Consider the following 19061-nt stretch of genomic DNA (forward strand, 5'->3'; position numbering starts at 1 on the left):
AATCAGAGGTGTCTACCTAACGGGGGTCAGGTCCCCTGTCGATGCCTTTTCATTGTGGGATGACGGTCGCCCCTACATCTTTACTGCGCGTCGCCGTAGCCCCGAAGGCGAGAGGTTCACGCTGGCTCACGAGCTCGGCCGCCTCGTTATGCACCCCAACGATCCCACGACGCCTGAGGCTGAATCCGAGGCCGATGCCTTTGCCGCAGAATTCCTCATTCCGCACACGGCGTGCTTCGAATACCTTCCCTACAACCCATCGTTGGAGAGGCTGCTCGAGTTCAAAACCGCCTTTCGCGTCTCAGCCATCGCAGCCGCACGGCGCGTGCACGAAGTCGGTCGTTGCTCAGACTGGCACTACACGGAGCTCAATCGCATTCTCACGCTGCGCGGATTCCGCTCCGCTGAACCTGGCGGTCGTACCTTTTACGAACGCTCGCGCGTCTTTGACACGATCGCAGGCAACGATAAGTATTCGCTTCACGATATGGCGACTGAGCTTGGCCTTCCCACCGAATTGGCCCGCAGTTTCGCGCTCCAAATACGCCTTTCGGTGGTCTAGTCTCGCACCTCGTCGCGTCACAGTACAGTATCCAGCATGACCACACCACCGCCTGCACCGGATGTACGCCAGTTCCTCAACGACGAATCCCCCGTCGACCTCATCGAGTTTCTCAATGGACTCTTCTACGTCGAGCGCGTCGCTCGCGAGGAGGGCATAGATGAAGGCACGCCCGTCGGCACGACATACTTCGAGGAGCTCTGGGGCGAGGATTCTCCGGAGTCCACCATGGCGCTGGCCGTGGCGGCAGTTCTAGATCCCAACGACGAGCGTAAGTCGCGAACGCAGGAAATACTCGCCTCCCGCGAGCACGAACTTCCGGCGTGGGCCGAAGGCCTCACCCAGGCGAGCATCGGCGAAGTCATCGAGTCCACGCAGTACGCCGGCGACATCGTCTACTACGCACTCGAGCTCGCCATCCCTGGCTCGGAGCCGGTGGCCGTGAACGTCTCGATCGACCTCACGGAGACCAACGGCGCCATCTACGACTGTTTCGCGACGGCACTCCCGCTCGACGCCGTCCGCGACGTCATGCGCCGCAATGAGGATCAGGAACGCACCATGACGGTCCCAGTAGCGGGTCTGAAGAAGGTGCTCAGCAACGCACTCTACCTCGACGAAATCACCATCCCCTCCCATGAGAACGAGTCGTGGCCGCTCAACCGCCCGCTGCTCACCTGGGTCATCTCGCTACTGCCCGACAATGAAGCACCAGCGAACGGGCAGACTTTCGCCGCAGCCCGCGCCCGTCAAGAAAACGATGACTTCAGCGACCGTGACAAGGTCCTCAAGGAGTTCCTCAAGGCCGAAAAGCTCACCGGCGATGATCGCGATGCCGCCGAGCAACTCTTCGAGATCGCCTCCAACTACACCATGGCCGACCTGCTTCATTGGTCCCCGCTGCGCATCGAGATCGTCCTCGACACCATCGCCCGCAAGGTGATCGCTGCGCAGGACTACCTGGAGGCCTTCCCACTCGTTCTGGAACGCCTCCTTGTGTGGTCGAAGAAGCAGATCAAGCGCCCCGCTGATCTCCACACGCGCCTCATGGAGGAGCTCGAGGAGCAGCACAAGAACTTCGCCAAAGAAGTCACGGAGGAACCGGAGTACGCCGAGGGGACGATAGGCGCTCTGCTGCAGAAGGGACGCCCACGCCTCGACGAGTCGCCGCTCCCTCTCGAGGCGCTCAACACCGAGGACCTCTCCCCGGAACTCGTCGACCGAGTCAAGGCGACCGGCAAACAGATTCTTCGATGGTTCCGCACCCATCAGACCGCCGATGTGGAAATTCTTACGGCCACCCGTCGTCTTCTCCACGATGTCGCCGTCGTGCGTCCCGACCTCATCTCCGATCCCCGGTACACACCCGCCCAACTCGGTGCCCTCATCGTGCTCGTGACCTATGACAACTCGCTCGTGCTCATCGACGAGGATTCGGTCCTGCGCGGGTTTGATCTCGCAGAACCTATCGACGAGGAGGTGGAGGACTTCTTCGAGGCTCTCGACGATATCGACGAGGAACTGGCTCGCCCCGCGGGTTATTTCCTCACCTCCGAGATGCGCAGGCGGTGGAACGTGGTCTATAAGACCACGTAAGCCTCACACGCGCCGAAGTAGGATCGACAGTAGAGACCCGAGCTCCCTGAAAGGCGGCAATCATGGCTTCGCCATGGTGACGTGCCACCTGGCGCACCTGCTACCCCGCCCTCTTTGCGGTCGGCCTCGGCTGCGCGTGCGCTGTCCTCGTGACGCTGTCTATTCCGGTGGGACTCCTCCTTGATTTCAGCGAAGCGGGGTGCATCTGGCTCCACGCCGCCTTCGTGTCTAGCGCGTCCTCCAGGTCGGCGTGCCCATAATCGTGCTCACCGCCCGCACCAATATCGAAGCCCGCGTCAAGGCCTTGGAGGGCGGCGCGGACGACTACGTGCCCAAGCCTTTCCAGTTCGCCGAGCTCTTAGCCCGCGTGCGCCTGCGGCTTGCCCCGCGCACCCCGGCGGCTGGGACGAATTCAGCTCCTGAGACTTTCACCATCACGCACGAGGACGTGAGCCTCAACCTGCGCACCCAACGCGTGGAGGTCGCCGGCACGTCCAAAGACCTCTCCCGCCGCGAGTTCGGCCTGCTCGAGACCTTCCTGCGCCACCCCGGACAGATTCTCTCGCGCGCGCAGCTGCTCTCCATGGTCTGGGAGATGGACTTCGATCCTGGTTCCAACGTCGTGGACGTCTATATCCGGACGCTGCGCAAGAAAATCGGCCCCGAGCGCATCGAGACCGTCCGCGGCTCCGGCTACCACCTCGTCTAGTCTGCACAACCCCGTTGCGCATTCACGAAAAACACCGGAGAACATCAACGACCCCACCTCCCATATGACCATGGGAAGGTGAGGTCGCCGCATTCAAGCGTTAGCGCTCGTTGTGGTCATGCCAGAACTGCACGATGATCCAGTCGCCCTTGTTCGGGCCCGCGGTGTATCGAGCAAAGCCGTGGCCCACGGCAACGGAGGTCGTGTAGTACATGCCCTCGCGGTGACCATCCTTCGAGCGCTTCCAGACATCGATGGCCGCGGTCGGGTCGCCGGCGATCGCGATGTGCTCGTGCGGGCAATCCGTGTAGGTCCAGCACTTCAGGGTGCTGTGGTTGAACGTGCCCTGCGCGGCCTCGTGCTCGGCCCACTTCTGCGCGATGGCGTTGAGCTCCGCAGACTCAGACACGGGTGCAACCCCCTGCGAGGCACGGAACTCGTTGAGCTGCCGCATAAGCGACGCACGCACCTGCTCCGGCGTGCGCTCCACCGGCTTCGGTGCAGGCTACGGTGCCGGCTGCGGTGCCGGCTGGGAATTGGTCCCGCCCGACTGCGCGGTGCCATTGCCACTGATGCTCGAGGAAGCAGTATCGCCCTGGACCGCGCCGATGATGGCGCCGATAATCGAAATCACCGTAACGATAAGGCCGATGATTTTGTTGATGTCAATATTCATATTGACGTTCATAAAAGCTCACTCCTGAAGAGATGGTGAAAGAAATAGAGGTGCTGAGCAGACCGAGACAACACAGCCTTAACGTATACTCATGATAATTTAAGGATTATGACAGACGCCATTCGTACCCCTTATCGGGGCCACGGGCGGCAGTCATCCTGGACCGTCACGCAGAAGTGCCTGTACGTTGACCCGCAGCTCCTCCGCGCCGAGGACGCTGCGCAGACGCTCCGGCTCATTCGGGGCGGTGCGCACCCGCACCGCCGCAGCCATAATCTGCTCGCGGATGCGCTCCGCCATGCGCGGGTCCTGTGCGAAGGCCTCCTGCAACGGGCTTCCGATGCCCTGGGTGACCGCCGCGTAGTCCCACTCCAGCAAGAGCGCATCAAGGTCCGCCGCGGATTCCACGCCCAGCGCGACAATCTCCGCGTCGAGCTCGTCCTGTACTGCGCCCTTGCCGGTGTCTTTCCACGCGCGGTAGATGAGCACCCCGGCGTAGCCCACACCGACCACGGCCACGGCCAAACCCGCGACCCACAGCGCAATGGCAAGCGCCCATACTGCAATGGCGATGAGAAAGACGAAGGCGATAATCCCGCCGCAGCCGCTACTCTTCGAGTTCATTAGCTGCCCTCCCTCAGGGATTGCATCCACTCGGCCGCGCCCTGCATGATGGTGATACCGACGAGCACGGCCACCGCGGCGAGCACGAGTGCCGCCACCGTAATGATGACGGCGGTGCCCACGCTCTTTCCTCGGTCCACGCGGTAGTCCGCGACGGCATCGAGCATCGCCTCACGAAATTCGGCCAAGATGACCGGCCCGTGAATCTGCGCGCGCAGCCACCGCAGCTTCGCCACGTCGGCAATCGTGAGCGCAACCACCGGTGCGGACGGCCCCGCAGGCTGCTCCGCATGGTGCGCCACGAGCTGCTCTGTGGGCCGCTGTGTGGGCTGCCCGGTAAACTGCGCAGCGGCAACTGGGTCGTACTTCTTACTCATGCTCCTTAACGTAGAGCCCACCCCCAACACGACCCCGCGACCGGACACTGGGCTTCGAACGGTTGTTTCTCTTCCCAGCTTCAAGACGTGAAAGAACCCCGCGTGGCGACAGTTCAATGAACTGAGCCGCAGCGGGGTTCATGCGACAAGTAATGCCGCACCAGCGGTCTTACTGACCGAAGGAGCTATTGACGTTATTCTCAATGCACTTTTGCTGCTCGGCGGGATCCGTGAGCTTCATGCACTCATCCAGGTTGGCGCTCTGGAAGACACCCACGCTAAAAACTGCGAGGACAACTACGAACAGCAGCGACAGGACGGAAAGCACCAGACCCGTAACAGACATCCACGTGCGGCGTGCTTCCTTGGGCAGCTTGCGCGCCATGACGAGCGCGACGATGGCCAGGATGATGCCGATCGGGCCCAATACGACGGGCGGAATGATGAACAGGCACGACAGCAGCGCGATAATACCCACGCCAAGTGCCCACGGCGCAAGCTTCGACTTCTGTGCCGCAGCCGCGCCCCAGTCACCAGCACCCTGGTAACCCTGGCCGTAGCCCGGAGTACCTGTGGCACCAGGCGTGCCTGCTGCGCCGTAGCCCGTGTAGCCAGCACCCGCACCAGTGCCATAGTCAGCGCCTGCACCGGCACCTGCACCATAAGCAGTGCTGCCCGTGCCTTCAGCCGGATTCGAGGTACCCGTCGGGTTCGCGTCGCTCGAGCCGTAATTGGGCAGACCCTGGCCAGCACCGGCACCGGGGTTCGTGGAACCGTTCGAGGACGTCGCACCGTCCGCGGCACCATCGCCAGCACCATTCGCGCCGAACCCGCTGTTCGATGCGGAGTCGCCGTAAGGATTATTCGGGGTGGTCATCGTCGAGCCTTTCTCATGGTCGCTATCACTAATTCAGTGTCCCCACCCTACTGGTAGTCAGTGTCAGTGTGTCGGGGACTACCCCCACGTGATGGTGACACAAGCTCACAAAAGGGGTACACCCGATAAATACTCACCCCCGCCACCCACGTGAATATTGGCTTCAACCTTTGCTTCGCTGTTTCGCGGACACACCGGTATCCCTTCGGCTCAACAAGCTAGCTCAGTCTACTCAGAGAGGGGCGATTCGAATTGCACTTGGGCCTGCAACCAGATGTACGCATGCGTACTCCTATACAAACGCTGGCTGGTACCAAACACAGCTCGGCCACGCCCGGAAATAACCGCTGGCTAGACCAAACCCCTGTCTATCTCGGGCCATATGCCCCCAAATAAAGGATGTGCGATGTCTAGCTAGCGATAACTAGACAGCGACTGGTTCCTGAGCAGCTTTACGCTCGCGGCGAATGCCGCGAAGGTGCTGGACAACCGTGACGATGGCTGCGCCGGCGAGGAAGATGTAGATGCCGATGGAAATGGGGCCATCGGCAAGCGCGGAGAGCTCGCCACCGGAAATGGTGAGCGCACGGCGAAGCTCAACCTCGGCCAGCGGCCCGAGGATGAAGCCCATAAGGACCGGCGCGACCGGCATGTTGTACTTGCGCATGAGGAAGCCCAGAATTCCGAAGCCGAGCATGAGGGCGACGTCGACGATGGAGGCACCCACTGCGTAGACACCCAGCGTGGCCAGGACAGCGATGCCGGCGTAGAGGTAGTTGTGCGGAATGTAGAGCAGCTTTGCCCACATCGGTGCAAGGAACAGGTTCAGCGTCACGAGGACGACGAGCGCCAGGAAGAGCGACGCGATGAGTGTCCAGACGAGGTCACCGGAGCGCTCGAAAAGGAGCGGTCCGGGCTGCAGGCCGAATTGCTGGAACGCACCCAGAAGGATGGCTGCGGTCGCAGAGGTGGGCAGACCGATGGCGAGCAAGGTACCCAGCGACGTACCTGCAGAAGAGTTGCCGGCAGCTTCCGGTGCAGCAAGGCCGTTGATGGAGCCAGTCGTGCCGAAGTCCGTCTGGCCCTTCTTCTTCGCGATGCGCTTCTCCGTGCCGTACGCCATGAAGGTCGGCACCTCAGAACCACCGGCTGGGATGAGACCGAACGGCGCGCCGAACGCTGTGCCGCGCAGCCAGGATGGAAGCGCGCGACGGAAGTCTGCCTTAGACATGGTCGCCTTGGTGGTGCCGAGCTTGAAGTCAGGCGGCGAGACCTTGATGGTCGCTGCGGTGTGGAGGATTTCCCCCACCGCGAGCAGGCCGACGGTCACGACGACGATATCGATGCCGTCAAAGAGCTGCGGGATGTTGAAGGTAAAGCGCTCCGTTCCGGACGGGCCGTCGATACCAACGAAGGACAATGCAAGACCGATGGCGAGTGCGCCAAGACCGCGGATGATGGACTCCGAGACGACCGAGGAGATGGCGAAGAACGCGAAGACGGCGAGGGCGAAGTACTCCGCCGGGCCGAACTGCGTGGCAAGTAGGACGAGGTACGGCGAGAAGAACGCGACGATGAGCGTTGAGATGAAACCACCGATGAAGGCACCAATCGCGGCGGTCGCAAGGGCTGTGGCTGCGCGTCCGTCGCGAGCCATGCGGTGTCCTTCAAGTGAAGAAGCAATGGCCGAGGCTTGACCTGGCGTGTTAAGCAGGATTCCTGCAGTCGAGTCGCCAAAGAGACCACCGAAGTACACCGCCGAGAACATGATGAAGGCGCCGGTGGGATCGAGAGTGAACGCGATAGGCAGCAGCAGGGCCACTGCCATCGACGAGCCAAGGCCGGGCAGGACGCCGACCGCAGTACCAAGCACGGCACCGATAACGAGGTAGATGAGGTTGGCCGGCGTGAGCGCCGCGCCGAAGCCCGCAATGAGTGAAGTGAGTTGCTCCATGATTTAGATACCTCCGAAGAAGCCGGCCGGAAGATTGAGTCCCAGACCCAAGGCGAAAATGAAGTAGGTCACTGAACCCACAATGAAGCTGATAGCGAGATCGCGCGGCCAGTTCTTGCCGCCCAATACCTGGGAGATGGCGAAGAAGAGAAGCGACGAGGTGAGGATCCACCCCAGGTACGGAAGCACCGCAATGGTGAGGACGAAGGCCACGACGACGGCACCCCACGTCTTCCAGTCCGTGGGCGGGTTGGCGACCTCCGCGCTGGGCGGGAGGTCTGCGTCCGCGTCGTCACTCAGCGTGGAGATGTGACGCTCGTCTTCGTCGATGCCGCCGAGGTCATCAAGCAGGTCCGTCGAGACGTTGCTGGACGTATTGTGCGTGGAGTCACGCAGGCGCTGCGGCTTAGCGAAGACATCCGCCGCCAGGACTGCGGCGAGCACAAGGCAGCCGATGCCCACTCCCGTAGGTAAGAAGAGCGGGCCGGGGATGGTCTCACCGATGACCTGGATGGTCGAGCGACCCAGCAGCATCCACAGGCCCACAAGCCCCAGGAGCGCGGCAAGCACGAGCTCGCCGTAGCTGCGCTTCGCCGGCGTCTTGTCCGGCTTTACTTTCGTTGCCGTTGTCATAGCCCAAGCACCTCCACGAGGTCGATTGCGTTCTTGTGTTCTTCTTCGAAGAAGCGGGTTGCGTCATCACCGGTGACCAGCGCGTCGGACCAGCTATTGCGCTCGGCCATCTGCGTCCAGTCCTCGGTGTCATGGACTTCTTGGAGGATGTTCGTGAGCTCCTGGCGAGCTTCCTCGCTGATTCCCGGAGGCGCGACAAATCCACGCCAGTTCGACGCAACAACGTCGACGCCCGACTCCGTGAACGTGGGGATGTCATCGAGTCCTGGTTGGCGCTCCGCCGAGGAGATACCCAGGACACGCAGCGTGCCGTTTTCGACCTGGTCCTGGACTTCCTTGTAGCCCGTGTAACCAACATCGACGGAGTGAGAGAGCAGCGAGTTGAGCAGATCGCCGCCGCCTTCGAACGGGATGTACTTCATTTCGTCAACGGTGAGACCAGAAGCGAGTGCCGTCTTCGACGCGAGCAAGTGGTCCGTGTTACCGATGGATGCACCGCCCACCGCAATAGACTGCGGGTTGGACTTCCATGCCGCGACGTAGTCCTCCATCGTCTGGAAGGGCGAGTCTGCGGGGACGACCACCACCGAATATTCTTCGGTGTACTTCACGACGGGCGTGACATCCGAGATCTGGACGCCGGGCTGCGCAATTTCCGCGGAGGCAATCATGCCGCCACCGGTGACGAGAATCGTATTCTCGTTACCCGTCATCTCCGAGAGCTTAGTGAGCGCAATCGTGCCGCCCGCACCCGGAATATTGACGACCTGGACGTTGCCCACAATGTTGTGGTCACGAGCGACTTGTTGGATGGCTCGAGCTGTCGTATCCCAACCACCACCGGGATTCGCACCGGCGATGATGGTGAGTGACGAACGCGATGTCGCGCCCGATCCCACGGCAGCAGAGAACCAAAGTCCTGTTGCTGTGAGTACGAGCGCCACGACCGCGAGTATCGGTGTGAGTGCCTTTTTCACTTTTATTCCTTGGGGAGAGCGTTGTCATAACCTTTAGCCTCTTGTTGGGGCCTGGATACACAATGTAGCGTCTCCTGTGACGGGGGACACCCGCTCCCCTGGAGCGAGAGCCGAATTACATTCATTTGGTCTATCAACCCGCAAGGTAAATCTGTGTGACGTAGGATTCTTTTCTGTGAGTGCTCCGAAGTTCTTCCGCTGGACAGCAGCGATTGTTCTCGCGCTGCTGCTCGGTTCTCTCTTTTCCTACTTCGGGCTCGCCGCCGCGTGGATTCTGGCTGGCATTCTCGCCTCTGCCACCGTGGCGATGACGACACATCACGAACTCCCGCTTCACCGCCTGATTGACAAGTCAGCGCGGGGTGTCATTGGCGTACTGGCAGGCATCCCCATGGCGGTAGCGACACTCGATGAGCTCACCGCCGTCGCTTTGCCAGGCCTCCTCGTCTCGATCCTCACCATCGCGATTGGCTTCGGTTTTGGCCTCCTCCTCGCGAAACGGGAGCCAAGTATCTCCGGCCAAACGGGAATCCTGTGCCTGCTCCCCGGTGGGTCGTCGACCATGCCCGCTATTGCCAAGGAGACCGGTGCGCACTTCCAGCTGGTCTCGCTTACGCAATATCTGCGCCTCCTTATCGTGTCGAGTTCGCTGCCGATTCTGGGTAGCTTCCTTGACCACGGTGAGAACGTACCGCACGCATCCGCCAACTCGGACATCTCGAGTCCAGGCGTCTTGGCGCTCCTCGTCGTCTTTGCTGTAGCAGGTCCGCATCTGGGCAAGCTCCTTCGCTTGCCCGCTCCACACCTCTTTGCCCCGATGTTGCTCACTGTGGGGCTCGCGGCACTCCTCCCCGATGCCACGATTGCACTGCCGTGGGAGATGAAAGTGGCCTCGCATATCCTCATCGGCTTTATGTGCGGTGGTGGCATCACGCCAGCAACGCTCAAGCTCTTCGCCAAGCAAATTCCGATGGTGCTCGCCGCTGTGGCGGCGACCATCGGGGCGTGCGCTCTCACTGCGTGGGGAATCATGGAATGGCTGGGCATCCCCTACTTTGACGCGTATTTGGCCACCAGCCCGGGCGGACTGGAGACCGTCATCTCGCTTGCCACGGAAGCCGAGCACAGCCCGACCATCATTACGCTACAGCTCATCCGCGTCACGATCATCATGCTGCTCGCGGGCTACCTCGCCCCCATCATTAACTTCCTCACGCGGCGTCGCTAGCCCGTACCGCACGGTGTTTCTCGACCACGCGTTTTCGTGCTCCACGTTTCGTGTCGACGCACTCTTTTATAGTCTCCATTACGTGCCGTAGGGTCAGACTTTGTCCCCACCAAGCCAGACGCTAAAGCACAGCTCCGATGAAGTCCCTGGGCATAGACGTATCCAAGACAAGTCAGGCGCATGCAAATGTGCGACCAAAACCACCCCGAGGATCACTGCAAGGATTACACTCTTCTCATAATTAAAAACTCTCGTCTTTCTCTGCACACTCAGTCGCGCGCTGTTGCCCTCGGTGTTGGTGTTGCAATTGCCGCTTCAACGGTTGTCGCGCCGGCACATGCCACTATCGTCTCCGGAAACACCTCCACCTGCACCCGCGAATTCACGTGGGCGGAAACGAATGAATTCAGCAATGGTCCGTTCCACTTCTTCGACGCACTGCGCGATGAAATGGAGAAGTCCCTGTCTTCTGATGAGGCGCGTGCGCAGCTTGACGAGTACCAGCAGGCCGCGTACAGCGGACTCAACGACGAAGCGCCGACCGACAAGGTCGTCGCGGAAGCGCTCGCTGCTGGCTACACGAAGGATGAAATCGACAACTACTTGCTGCTCATCATGGACTCGGAGCGTTCAGAAGCAGGTGTCGTCACGACGCACGAGCTCGCCCAGGATCCTGTCGACATGATTAGCTCTGGCGAAGCCAACTCTCACCTTATGCCCGTGCTGCCCGCCGAGTCCGAGCGCAGTGACGCTCTGAAGAAGGCGATTGCTGGAATCGATCCCAAGACCGCCGCGGAGTACGCGGCATGGTCGAAGACAGTCGCTGCCGCAGACGCGAAAGCCGTGGAGTTCTGCGAGAAGGGCACCATCGGCTCCTCCATCGTCGATTACCCCGACGGCGGGGCGAGCGACATCGACATCCTCTCGTCAGGTCAGGACATCCTCATGTCCAGCGACGATCCGTCAAATAAGGTTCCGGAGTCGGTGTCCTCGCAGGCAGCCATCGCAGGTCCGATCCTCGGGGTGCTTGCGATCATCGCGGCCGTAGCGGGCGCGCTGCAGCTGCCGCAGGCTCAGCCCATCATGCGCCAGCTGCGCTCGTTGCTCGGACTGTAGGGCGAACGCGACGCCGAGGTTGGGGGCTCGGCGTCGCGAGGGGGCATCGGCAAGCAGGGCGGGCTTGCTAGCGCAGCGGGTCGAAGTCCCGGATCTCCGGCAGGGTCTCCCCTGTCTCAATGAGGTGAGCGAGGGCGCGGCCGGAGGCGGGGCCTAAGACGACGCCCCACATGCCGTGGCCGCCGGCAACAAAGACGTTGGGGGCTTTGGTCGCGCCGATAAGCGGCAGGCCGTCCGGGGTGACGGGGCGGGAGCCCACCCACTCGTCTTGGCGGTTGTCGAAGTTGAGGCCGGTGAACATTTCCTTGGCGGCCTTGACCATGGACTGGACGCGCTTGGGGTCGAAGGGAGCGTCGGCATCGCGGAACTCCATGGTGCCGGCAATGCGGAAGCGGCCCTCGTACGGGGTGCAGGCCAGGCGCTGCGCGGGCAGGTAGAGGGGATACTCGGCGGGGTGCGCGCCGGTATCAACGCTGAATGAGTAACCACGTCCGGCTTGGACGCGGGTGCGCACGCCGAGCTTGCGGGCGAGCTTGGGCAGCCACGCGCCGGTGGCCAGGACCACGTGGTCGGCTTGGAGACGCTCGCCGGTGGAGAGCTCCACCACGGGCTTGCGGGTGGACTGGACGTCCACGACGGAGGCGCCGGTGCGGATGGTGACGCCGCGGTCGCGGAGGGCATCGGCAAGCTTGTGGCAGAACGGACCCGGCTCAAAGTAGCGCTGGTTGCCCAGCTGGAAGACGAGCTGCGCGTTATCGCTGAGGAAGGGCACGAATTCGCGAGGATTGGCGACCTCTTCAAACGGGACGTCCTGGCCGTGGCGCACGGCGCCTTCGACCTCATGAATAAACCCCTCGGCCTCCTGCTCGTTCTTGAAGGCGATGATGAACGGGCTCTTCTTCGTCCAGGACTCGACGCCGCCGTCGACCATCTCGTCATAGGCGTCGAGTGCCTTGAGATCGATGGGAGTGAGCGCAGCCATCGTCTTATCCCAGGCCTTCTGGGTGGCGTGCGCCATAAAACGCACGCCAAAGTCGATGACCTGCGGGCTGGGCGGAAGCGGGACGTGGAGGGCGGCATCCGGATTGAAGAAGGCCTGCGGGGTGTAGCGCCACAGCTCCGTGTTGGCGAGCGGAATGGTCTTGCCGGGGCTCAGCCACCCGGCATTGCCCCAGGAGGAACCGGCTGCGACGCCATCGCGGTCAATGACGGTGACCTCGTGGCCTTTCTGCCGGAGGAACCAGGCCGTGGACAAGCCGACCATGCCTGCGCCGACGACGATCGAATGTGGGGTGGACTGGGGTGCTGCCATGGAATGCTTCCTCTCAGGGTGTCGAGTGGGTGTGTTGTGCGTAGAGCCCTTGTGGGGCGCGCACAGTGGGGTGTTAATTGTGAGACATATTACTACCGTGTTGGTGGTTGTGTGGGGCGAAATGACGTCTCGATTGAGTGGGTGTTGTGGGGCCTCGGCGATGGTGGTTAATAGCTCGGTGCGGTGGGGTGACCTATGGCCCGGCGCGCGCGAAGCGCCGCCATCAAGGAAGGATGGCGGCGCTGTATGTGGTGACTGTTAACGGAGGTGATGGACTTCGGCCAGCTTGTAGACCGGGGTGTCAAGTCCCTCGTAGCGGGCCTTCAACTGGAGCGCGAGGTAGCGCGAATAGTGGCGCGACTGGTGGAGGTTACCGCCGTGGAACCAGAGGTTGTCCTTGTCTCCCCATCTAAGCCGGGCGGTGAAGGTGCAGCTCGATGGGAACCGTGCGGCCTGGAACGTGGGCTGCGCAGTTGCCGGCCCAGGAACAGCCGTCGCAGCTGGTGGCTTCGCACTCGCCGAGCGCTGCGCGCGTGAGCTCGCCGGTGGCCTCGAGGTGCGCCAGGACAAGGTCGACGGTCTCGGCGTCGAGCCCGGTCGCGGCGGCCAGCGCCGGGGTTCCGCTTATTCCCTGGGCCAACGCGGCGGTGACGGCGCGGGACGGTGGGAGGGATGGGGGCATCGGAAGGCTGCGGCGGAACATTACAGCACCAGCTTGAGGAGCTGGAAGGCGATGACGGAGAGCGTCCACGCAAAGGCGAGCTGCACGCCGAAGCCGAAGAGGGTCCACCGCCAGCCGATTTCGCGGCGCTGTGCGGCGATGGTCGCCACGCACGGGGTGTACGAGAGCAGGAAGAGCATGTAGGCCCACACCGCGGCCAAAGCATGGCCTTCCGATGCCGCCTCAAAGTCAGCGCGGATACTGCTGGCGAGGGGGCTGGCGGCTTGCTCGGTGGGATCAGCATCCGTGACGTCCGCGACGGCATAGGTCTGCGCCCACGTGGAGATAAGCGCTTCCTTCGCCACGAAGCCGGTGACGAGCGGGCCAGTGAGCGACCACGAGTCAAAGCCAGCAGGCGCGAAGGCCGGGGCGATGGTGCGCGCGACGGTGCCGTACGCGGAATCCTGTGGGGCGACCTCACCAATCCGGGCGTCCGTGCCGACGGGGATGGCCATGAGCAGCCAGATGACGATGACGGTGGAGACGATAATGCCGCCGGCGGTGCGCAGGAATCCTCTGAGACGAATCCACATGACGGACAAGGCCAGGCGCGCGGTGGGCAGCTGGTAGGAGGGCAAATCAATGACAAGTGCCTCGGCGGGCATGGCGCGCCACAGCGTGTGGCGCAGGAGCAGGCCGGTGAGCACGACGAGTGCGATGGAGACGACGTACATCGTGAAGACGGCGCTGCCTGCATGCGCCGGGAAGAAGGTCTGCGCGAGCATGAGGAAGACGACGAGGCGCGCGGAGCACGACGTGAATGGAATGAGCAGTGCGGTGAGGATGCGCTGTCTGGGCGCGGCGAGCACGCGCGTGGCGGCAATCGCCGGGACATTGCAGCCAAAACCCACGATGATGGGGATAAACGCCTTGCCCGGCAGCCCGATGGCGCGCATGACGCGGTCGGTGACCACCGCCGCCCGCGCCATATAGCCGGAGTCCTCCAGCACGGCCAGGCAGATGAACATGAGCGCCATGAGCGGGGCGAAGGTGAGCACGGTGCCCACGCCGCCGATGAAACCGTCGACAAGGAGGCCTTCCACCAGTCCCCCGCCCAGGCCGACTTTTTCGAGCCCGGCGCGCGCCGCATCAGAGACTGGCCCCAGGATGAACGCCTCGAGGCCATCCTGCAGCGGTGCCGCGACAGTGGTGGTGATCTGGAAGACGAGCCACATGACGCCAAGGAAGAGAATGGGCCCCAGGACCGGGTGGAGGGCGAAGCGGTCAATCTTCTCCGTGGCGGTGGTCGCGGCGGGACCGCGGGTGACGGCGGCCTTCACAGCAGCATCGACATCTCGGAATCGATCGTCGGGATCATGGGAGGTGCGGAGGGTGGTCTTAGTCGTGGCCAGTGCTGCGCGGACGGCGCGCTCTAGTTCTGCGATGCCGGAGCGCGTGCGTCCGTTGACAGTGACGACGGGCATCCCGAGCTGCTTTTCCAGCTTCCTGACATCCACGGTGATGCCGCGGGCGGCGGCCGTGTCCGTCTTACTCAGCGCGATGACGACGCGGTGCGGGTACTCCGCAACCTGCAGCGCCATGTTGAGACCGCGCGCCACGGCGGTGGCGTCGACGAGGACTACGACGGCATCGGGACGCTCGTCCACCGGATGCCTGATGAGCATGTCCCGGGTGAGCTCCTCATCCGGGCTCATAGGGTCGAGCGAATACGCGCCAGGAAAGTCGATGAGGTCGATCGCCTGCGCCTGGTGAGGGCAGTGGCACTCGCTGGTCCCGGCACACGCGCAGTCGTGCGCTGTGCTGAGCCGCCAGGCGCCGCGGGCGACCTCGACGGTGGTGCCTGGCCAGTTGCCGGTCTGGGCCTTCGCACCGGTGAGCGCGTTAAAGAGCGTGGACTTGCCGGAGTTCGGTGCGCCGACGAGCGCGACGATAGGCGCACCCGCGGGAGCTACTGCCCCGCCGGCATTGCTGTGACAGCTGGCGGCTTTGTGTGTGGTGCTCATCGTTGGACGTCCAGGCTCGCGAGGGTCGCCACGTCGAGGGCGTAGCGGCAGCCGTCCACGGTCACGACGCGGCCGCCGCCGGCCGTCTTATTGCCAATGGTGAGTGTCGCGCCCTCGCGCAAGCCGAGCTCGCGCAGGCGAAGGGCCAGCGCCGGATTCGTGACGCGGGCGACGCTGGTGAGCACGGCTTCGGCGCCGACGGGCAGGAGGTGGGCGCGGGCAGTGCATTCGCGCTCGACCGCGCCAGGCAGCGGTGCAGAAGTCGCGGCGCGGTGGCCGGTGGCAAAAAGCGACAACATAACCATGAGGACTTCCTCGTCAATGAGTGAGGCTGATAATTAATCTCATCGGTAGTTTAAATCGCGAAGGCTTGCCTTAGGAAGGCGATCCTTGGCTTGACTACTTTGTCACACCCAGGGGTGGATCCCCTCCTTGTTTCGGCGCCGCGGTACGCGGCCATCAATTGCACTTTGTGCAGGGTGTTCCCGCGTCGCTGCCTGCCTCTTGAAAGTCGCTACCGCGGCGGCCTGACCGTCGTGCAGGCCGCTCTCGTCTCGGGCAATTCTGAGAACTGCACTCGCGAATTCACGGGAACGCTGGCCGCATGCACCGGCCGAGTGCAGCGGCATGCGTCCCCTTCGGCAGGTGGGACTGCGAAGTATGAATGAGTCGCCGAAAACTCACTCTGTTTTTCGCTACTCATTCACGTTCCGTCATTCCAGAACAACCATCTCGTCGTGCATACCCCAATGCCACTGCCGTACGAAGAGCCTGTGCCACCGCTCGCTCAGTCGCGGGGCCTTCGCTGAGAGGATTTGCCCCACCACGTCCTCGAGATGATGTTTCACGCAAGAACCGGAATATCGAAGCGTCGTCCAGCCGCGCAGGACAGCATCATTATTCTTCCAGCGGTCATGGATGAACACGTCACGCTGGATGTGGAACTTGAATCCGTCAAGTTCGATTGCGACCTTCGTTTTCGGGATCACCAGATCCCAGCGGTAAAGCCCGATCAGGTGATTGACTTTTACCTCGACGCCATGTTCCCGCAGTGCACGGGCGACAGTGCGCTCGAGCAGGGACTCAGCCCCGACCGCGGCGCGGTTGATAAGTTCCCGCGTCCGCTTGGGAAGCTCGCGCACGTGCGAGAGATCCTCGTCGAGCAACCTCTGTCCCCTCTTTCCGCCGTAGCGGCTCGCGAGCAGCCGAATGGCCCGGTCGTCATTGGCGATATCGGCCACGGCGAGGGGGTGATACAGGATCTTAAGGTCGCCACGCGTGAGGTACACCAACCGGTTCCGTCGCGACGCGGTCCATAGCTGCGAAGACGGTAGCGATGTGCGACTCACCAAGCGCAGCGGAAAGGTGAGCTGTTCACCCAGCAGCACCTGTGCGGCGCTCTCGCCGGTTAGATACGCACCCCTCTCGCAAGCGAGCGCCGCGAGCTGTTCCGGCGTCGGCTCTTCAGGCAAGTAAAGGCCCTGGCCTACTTTGAAAGCCCCCGGAAATTTTCTGTCAACAATCCCCATGCTGATCTCCCCCGTGTGTTGTGAGCATCAGCCTAACCGAAGGCGCCCGAGCGTGCAGCACAAGTATGAATGAGTCGCCGAAAATTCACCCGATTTTCGGCGACTCATTCACGTTTCGACAAGCGAGAGCACCTGCGCTCTACCAAGCCCGCAGAAAATCAATCCGCGCCTGCAGCTGCTCCGCGTTGCACAGTGCGGTGGGCGGGCCGCCGCAGGCCTTTCTGACCTCCGTGTGGATAGCGCCGTGCGGGCGGCCGGAGCTCTGCGCCTTGATGGAGACCAAGGTGTTGAGCTCCTTGCGCAGCTCGGCGATCTCATCGACAACACCGCTGGCTTCGCCAGCGGCATCGGAAGCAGCGGGCTTCCGGTTCTGCGGCGCGCTGGGCAGGCCGAAGATTTCGCGGCGGTGGGCCTCGGCGGCCTCGGCGGCGCGCTTGGCCTTCTCTTCCTGCTCGCGGCGGTCGAGTTCATCGGACTGCTTCTTGCGCAGCAGGTCCTTGACCTGATCGGCGTCGAGGAGGCCGGGGATGCCGATGAAGTCCTGGTCTTCCTGCGTGATATCGCCGGTGGTGAACTGGGAGCCGTTGAAGAGCAGGCCGGAGAACTCAGCCTCCGCACCCAAGGACTCGTAGGTCGGCTCGAGCATGTCCTGCTCGGTCTTCTTCTTGTTGGCTTCGGCCAACAGATCGTCGTCCCAGCCCTCCTTATCCGGGGACTTCTCCGCACCAAGGACGTGGTCACGGGACTTTTCCATGTTCTCCGCCAGGCCCAGGAGCACGGGGACGGAGGGCAGGAAGACACTCGCGGTTTCGCCCGGCATGCGCGAACGCACAAAACGGCCGATGGCCTGCGCGAAGAAGAGCGGCGTGGACGCGGAGGTGGCGTAGACGCCCACGGCCAGGCGCGGGACGTCGACGCCCTCAGAAACCATGCGCACAGCGACCATCCACTCGTCGGTGGACTGGGAGAATTCCTCAATGCGGTCCGAGGACGTCGGATCGTCGGAGAGGATGACGGAGACCGGCGTATTCGACAGCTTCTTCAAGATCTTCGCGTACGCGCGGGCGGTCTGCGTGTCCGTGGCGAGCACGAGGCCGCCGGCGTCCGGCATGTTGCGGCGCATCTGCATAAGCCGCGTGTGTGCCGCATTCAAAACGGTAGGAATCCACTCGCCCTTGGGGTCCAGCGCCGTCTTCCACGCGCGGGCGGTCTGCTCCGGGTTGAGGATGTCGCCCAGGCGGGCGGCATGCTCCTCGCCGGCGGAATCGCGCCAGCGCGACTCGCCAGAGTAAGAAAGGAAGACCACGGGGCGCACGACGCCATCGGCAAGCGCGTCACCGTACCCATAGGTGTGGTCGGACTGGCTAACGAGGTGGCCCTCACCGTCCTGCTCGTAGCGCACGAAGGGGATCTGCGAGTCATCGGAACGGAACGGCGTACCTGTAAGCGCCAGGCGGTGCTCCACGTCGTCGTAGGCCTCGCGCACGCCGTCGCCCCAGCTTTTTGCGTCGCCGGCGTGGTGGATCTCGTCAAGGATCACCAACGTGCGCTTGGACGAGGCCACGGCGCGGTGCTTGAACGGGTGCATGCCTACCTGGGCATAGGTGACCACAATGCCGTCGTACGCCGGGTTGACCGCAGACGAGTTCTTAAAGTTCGGGTCCAGCGACAGGTTCACGCGCGCGGCGGCGTGGGACCACTGCACCTTGAGGTGCTCCGTGGGGACCACAACAATGACGCGGTCGACCGTGCGGTCATCGATAAGCTCCGTGGCAATGCGCAACGCGAACGTCGTCTTACCGGCACCCGGCGTTGCCACGGCCATGAAGTCACGCGGTTTGGTTGCCAAGAATTTGTCCAATGCCGCCTGTTGCCAGGCGCGCAAAGGACCGCGGCGGGCGCTCACTTACGACGCAGCCCCTTATAGATTTTCTCGCAGTCCGGGCACACCGGAGAACCCGGCTTCGCCTGTTTGGTCACCGGGAAGGTCTCGCCGCACAGTGCAACGACGTATTCGCCGCTCACAGCGGAATTCAGGATCTTGTCCTTGCGCACGTAGTGGAAGAACTTCGGGGTGCCATCACCCGTCGACGTCTCTTCACGAACGTCGGGGCGTTCAATCGTCTTCGTCGTCGTAGTACTCACTCGACCTATCATGCCCCACGAGGGTTAAAAAATGCGACTCTAGGGGCTAGGCTGGGTTGTC

General features: G+C 62.8%; 19 protein-coding genes and 1 pseudogene. 5 read left to right on the plus strand and 15 right to left on the minus strand.

Translation table 11 applies throughout. From position 1 onward, the window contains the following. The 3 genes and pseudogenes from HMPREF0307_RS02295 to HMPREF0307_RS02305 all read left to right on the plus strand — a co-directional run. On the plus strand, positions 1 to 562 hold a 562-nt coding region (locus HMPREF0307_RS02295; RefSeq protein ID WP_197418372.1), incomplete at its 5' end, for an ImmA/IrrE family metallo-endopeptidase. A gap of 36 nt (positions 563 to 598) precedes the next feature. Next, the gene (locus tag HMPREF0307_RS02300; protein ID WP_066486381.1) at positions 599 to 2158 is read left to right on the plus strand and encodes a hypothetical protein; all 1560 of its coding nucleotides are present in this window, start codon (positions 599 to 601) and stop codon (positions 2156 to 2158) included. Positions 2159 to 2390: 232 nt separating this feature from the next. Continuing rightward, positions 2391 to 2867 (plus strand): annotated as a pseudogene (locus tag HMPREF0307_RS02305) (response regulator transcription factor); the annotation flags it as partial. 100 nt (positions 2868 to 2967) lie between these two features. Here the strand turns inward: HMPREF0307_RS02305 and HMPREF0307_RS02310 are convergent. The 8 genes from HMPREF0307_RS02310 to HMPREF0307_RS02345 all read right to left on the minus strand — a co-directional run bounded on the left by HMPREF0307_RS02310 (position 2968) and on the right by HMPREF0307_RS02345 (position 8985). Beyond that, positions 2968 to 3357, minus strand: a complete 390-nt coding sequence (locus tag HMPREF0307_RS02310) for a CAP domain-containing protein (RefSeq protein WP_066486384.1) — start codon at positions 3355 to 3357, stop codon at positions 2968 to 2970. Between the two features lie 15 nt (positions 3358 to 3372). Then, a complete protein-coding gene (locus HMPREF0307_RS02315; RefSeq protein WP_066486395.1) occupies positions 3373 to 3555 on the minus strand; it encodes a hypothetical protein in 183 nt (60 codons plus the stop codon). A gap of 141 nt (positions 3556 to 3696) precedes the next feature. Beyond that, the gene (locus tag HMPREF0307_RS02320) at positions 3697 to 4167 is read right to left on the minus strand and encodes a hypothetical protein (protein ID WP_066486402.1); all 471 of its coding nucleotides are present in this window, start codon (positions 4165 to 4167) and stop codon (positions 3697 to 3699) included. Then, complete coding sequence (locus HMPREF0307_RS02325; protein ID WP_066486405.1) at positions 4167 to 4544, minus strand: hypothetical protein; 378 nt, start codon at positions 4542 to 4544, stop codon at positions 4167 to 4169. The genes HMPREF0307_RS02320 and HMPREF0307_RS02325 overlap by 1 nt, the downstream gene beginning before the upstream one ends. Positions 4545 to 4713: 169 nt before the next feature. Beyond that, positions 4714 to 5421, minus strand: coding sequence for a hypothetical protein (locus HMPREF0307_RS02330; protein ID WP_066486408.1), 708 nt, complete (start codon positions 5419 to 5421; stop codon positions 4714 to 4716). Between the two features lie 424 nt (positions 5422 to 5845). Further along, on the minus strand, positions 5846 to 7375 hold the full coding sequence (locus HMPREF0307_RS02335; RefSeq protein ID WP_066486418.1) for a tripartite tricarboxylate transporter permease: 1530 nt from the start codon (positions 7373 to 7375) through the stop codon (positions 5846 to 5848). A gap of 3 nt (positions 7376 to 7378) precedes the next feature. Then, positions 7379 to 8008 carry a tripartite tricarboxylate transporter TctB family protein gene (locus HMPREF0307_RS02340; RefSeq protein WP_066486425.1) on the minus strand — a complete coding sequence of 210 codons (630 nt, stop codon included), beginning with the start codon at positions 8006 to 8008 and terminating at the stop codon, positions 7379 to 7381. Beyond that, positions 8005 to 8985 (minus strand): Bug family tripartite tricarboxylate transporter substrate binding protein, encoded by a 981-nt coding sequence (locus HMPREF0307_RS02345; protein ID WP_066486427.1) that lies wholly within the window; start codon positions 8983 to 8985, stop codon positions 8005 to 8007. The genes HMPREF0307_RS02340 and HMPREF0307_RS02345 overlap by 4 nt, the downstream gene beginning before the upstream one ends. 175 nt (positions 8986 to 9160) lie before the next feature. Between HMPREF0307_RS02345 and HMPREF0307_RS02350 the strand changes: the two genes are divergently transcribed. Together HMPREF0307_RS02350 and HMPREF0307_RS13250 are read left to right on the plus strand one after the other, a co-directional pair. Beyond that, complete coding sequence (locus HMPREF0307_RS02350) at positions 9161 to 10213, plus strand: AbrB family transcriptional regulator (RefSeq protein WP_070736289.1); 1053 nt, start codon at positions 9161 to 9163, stop codon at positions 10211 to 10213. Between the two features lie 186 nt (positions 10214 to 10399). Further along, positions 10400 to 11329, plus strand: a complete 930-nt coding sequence (locus tag HMPREF0307_RS13250) for a hypothetical protein (RefSeq protein WP_231725007.1) — start codon at positions 10400 to 10402, stop codon at positions 11327 to 11329. Between the two features lie 67 nt (positions 11330 to 11396). Here HMPREF0307_RS13250 and HMPREF0307_RS02365 read toward each other — a convergent pair whose 3' ends face one another. From HMPREF0307_RS02365 to HMPREF0307_RS02395, 7 genes are all read right to left on the minus strand, one after another. Beyond that, positions 11397 to 12641, minus strand: coding sequence for an NAD(P)/FAD-dependent oxidoreductase (locus HMPREF0307_RS02365; RefSeq protein ID WP_066486430.1), 1245 nt, complete (start codon positions 12639 to 12641; stop codon positions 11397 to 11399). 409 nt (positions 12642 to 13050) lie between these two features. After that, positions 13051 to 13323, minus strand: a complete 273-nt coding sequence (locus tag HMPREF0307_RS13095) for a hypothetical protein (RefSeq protein WP_068802193.1) — start codon at positions 13321 to 13323, stop codon at positions 13051 to 13053. A 20-nt stretch (positions 13324 to 13343) separates the two neighbouring features. Further along, a complete protein-coding gene (gene feoB / locus HMPREF0307_RS02375; protein WP_066486438.1) occupies positions 13344 to 15326 on the minus strand; it encodes a ferrous iron transport protein B in 1983 nt (660 codons plus the stop codon). Further along, positions 15323 to 15631: a FeoA family protein gene (locus tag HMPREF0307_RS12445; RefSeq protein WP_231725009.1), complete on the minus strand. Its 309-nt coding sequence runs from the start codon at positions 15629 to 15631 to the stop codon at positions 15323 to 15325. The genes feoB and HMPREF0307_RS12445 overlap by 4 nt, the downstream gene beginning before the upstream one ends. A 408-nt stretch (positions 15632 to 16039) precedes the next feature. Next, positions 16040 to 16855: an endonuclease domain-containing protein gene (locus tag HMPREF0307_RS02385; protein ID WP_066486449.1), complete on the minus strand. Its 816-nt coding sequence runs from the start codon at positions 16853 to 16855 to the stop codon at positions 16040 to 16042. Between the two features lie 139 nt (positions 16856 to 16994). Further along, positions 16995 to 18761 (minus strand): DEAD/DEAH box helicase, encoded by a 1767-nt coding sequence (locus tag HMPREF0307_RS02390; RefSeq protein WP_066486451.1) that lies wholly within the window; start codon positions 18759 to 18761, stop codon positions 16995 to 16997. Next, the gene (locus HMPREF0307_RS02395; RefSeq protein WP_066486456.1) at positions 18758 to 19012 is read right to left on the minus strand and encodes a DUF3039 domain-containing protein; all 255 of its coding nucleotides are present in this window, start codon (positions 19010 to 19012) and stop codon (positions 18758 to 18760) included. The genes HMPREF0307_RS02390 and HMPREF0307_RS02395 overlap by 4 nt, the downstream gene beginning before the upstream one ends. Positions 19013 to 19061: the final 49 nt, after the last annotated feature.

It is taken from the genome of Corynebacterium sp. DNF00584, from assembly GCF_001552965.1.
GTDB classification, from domain to species: domain Bacteria; phylum Actinomycetota; class Actinomycetes; order Mycobacteriales; family Mycobacteriaceae; genus Corynebacterium; species Corynebacterium phoceense.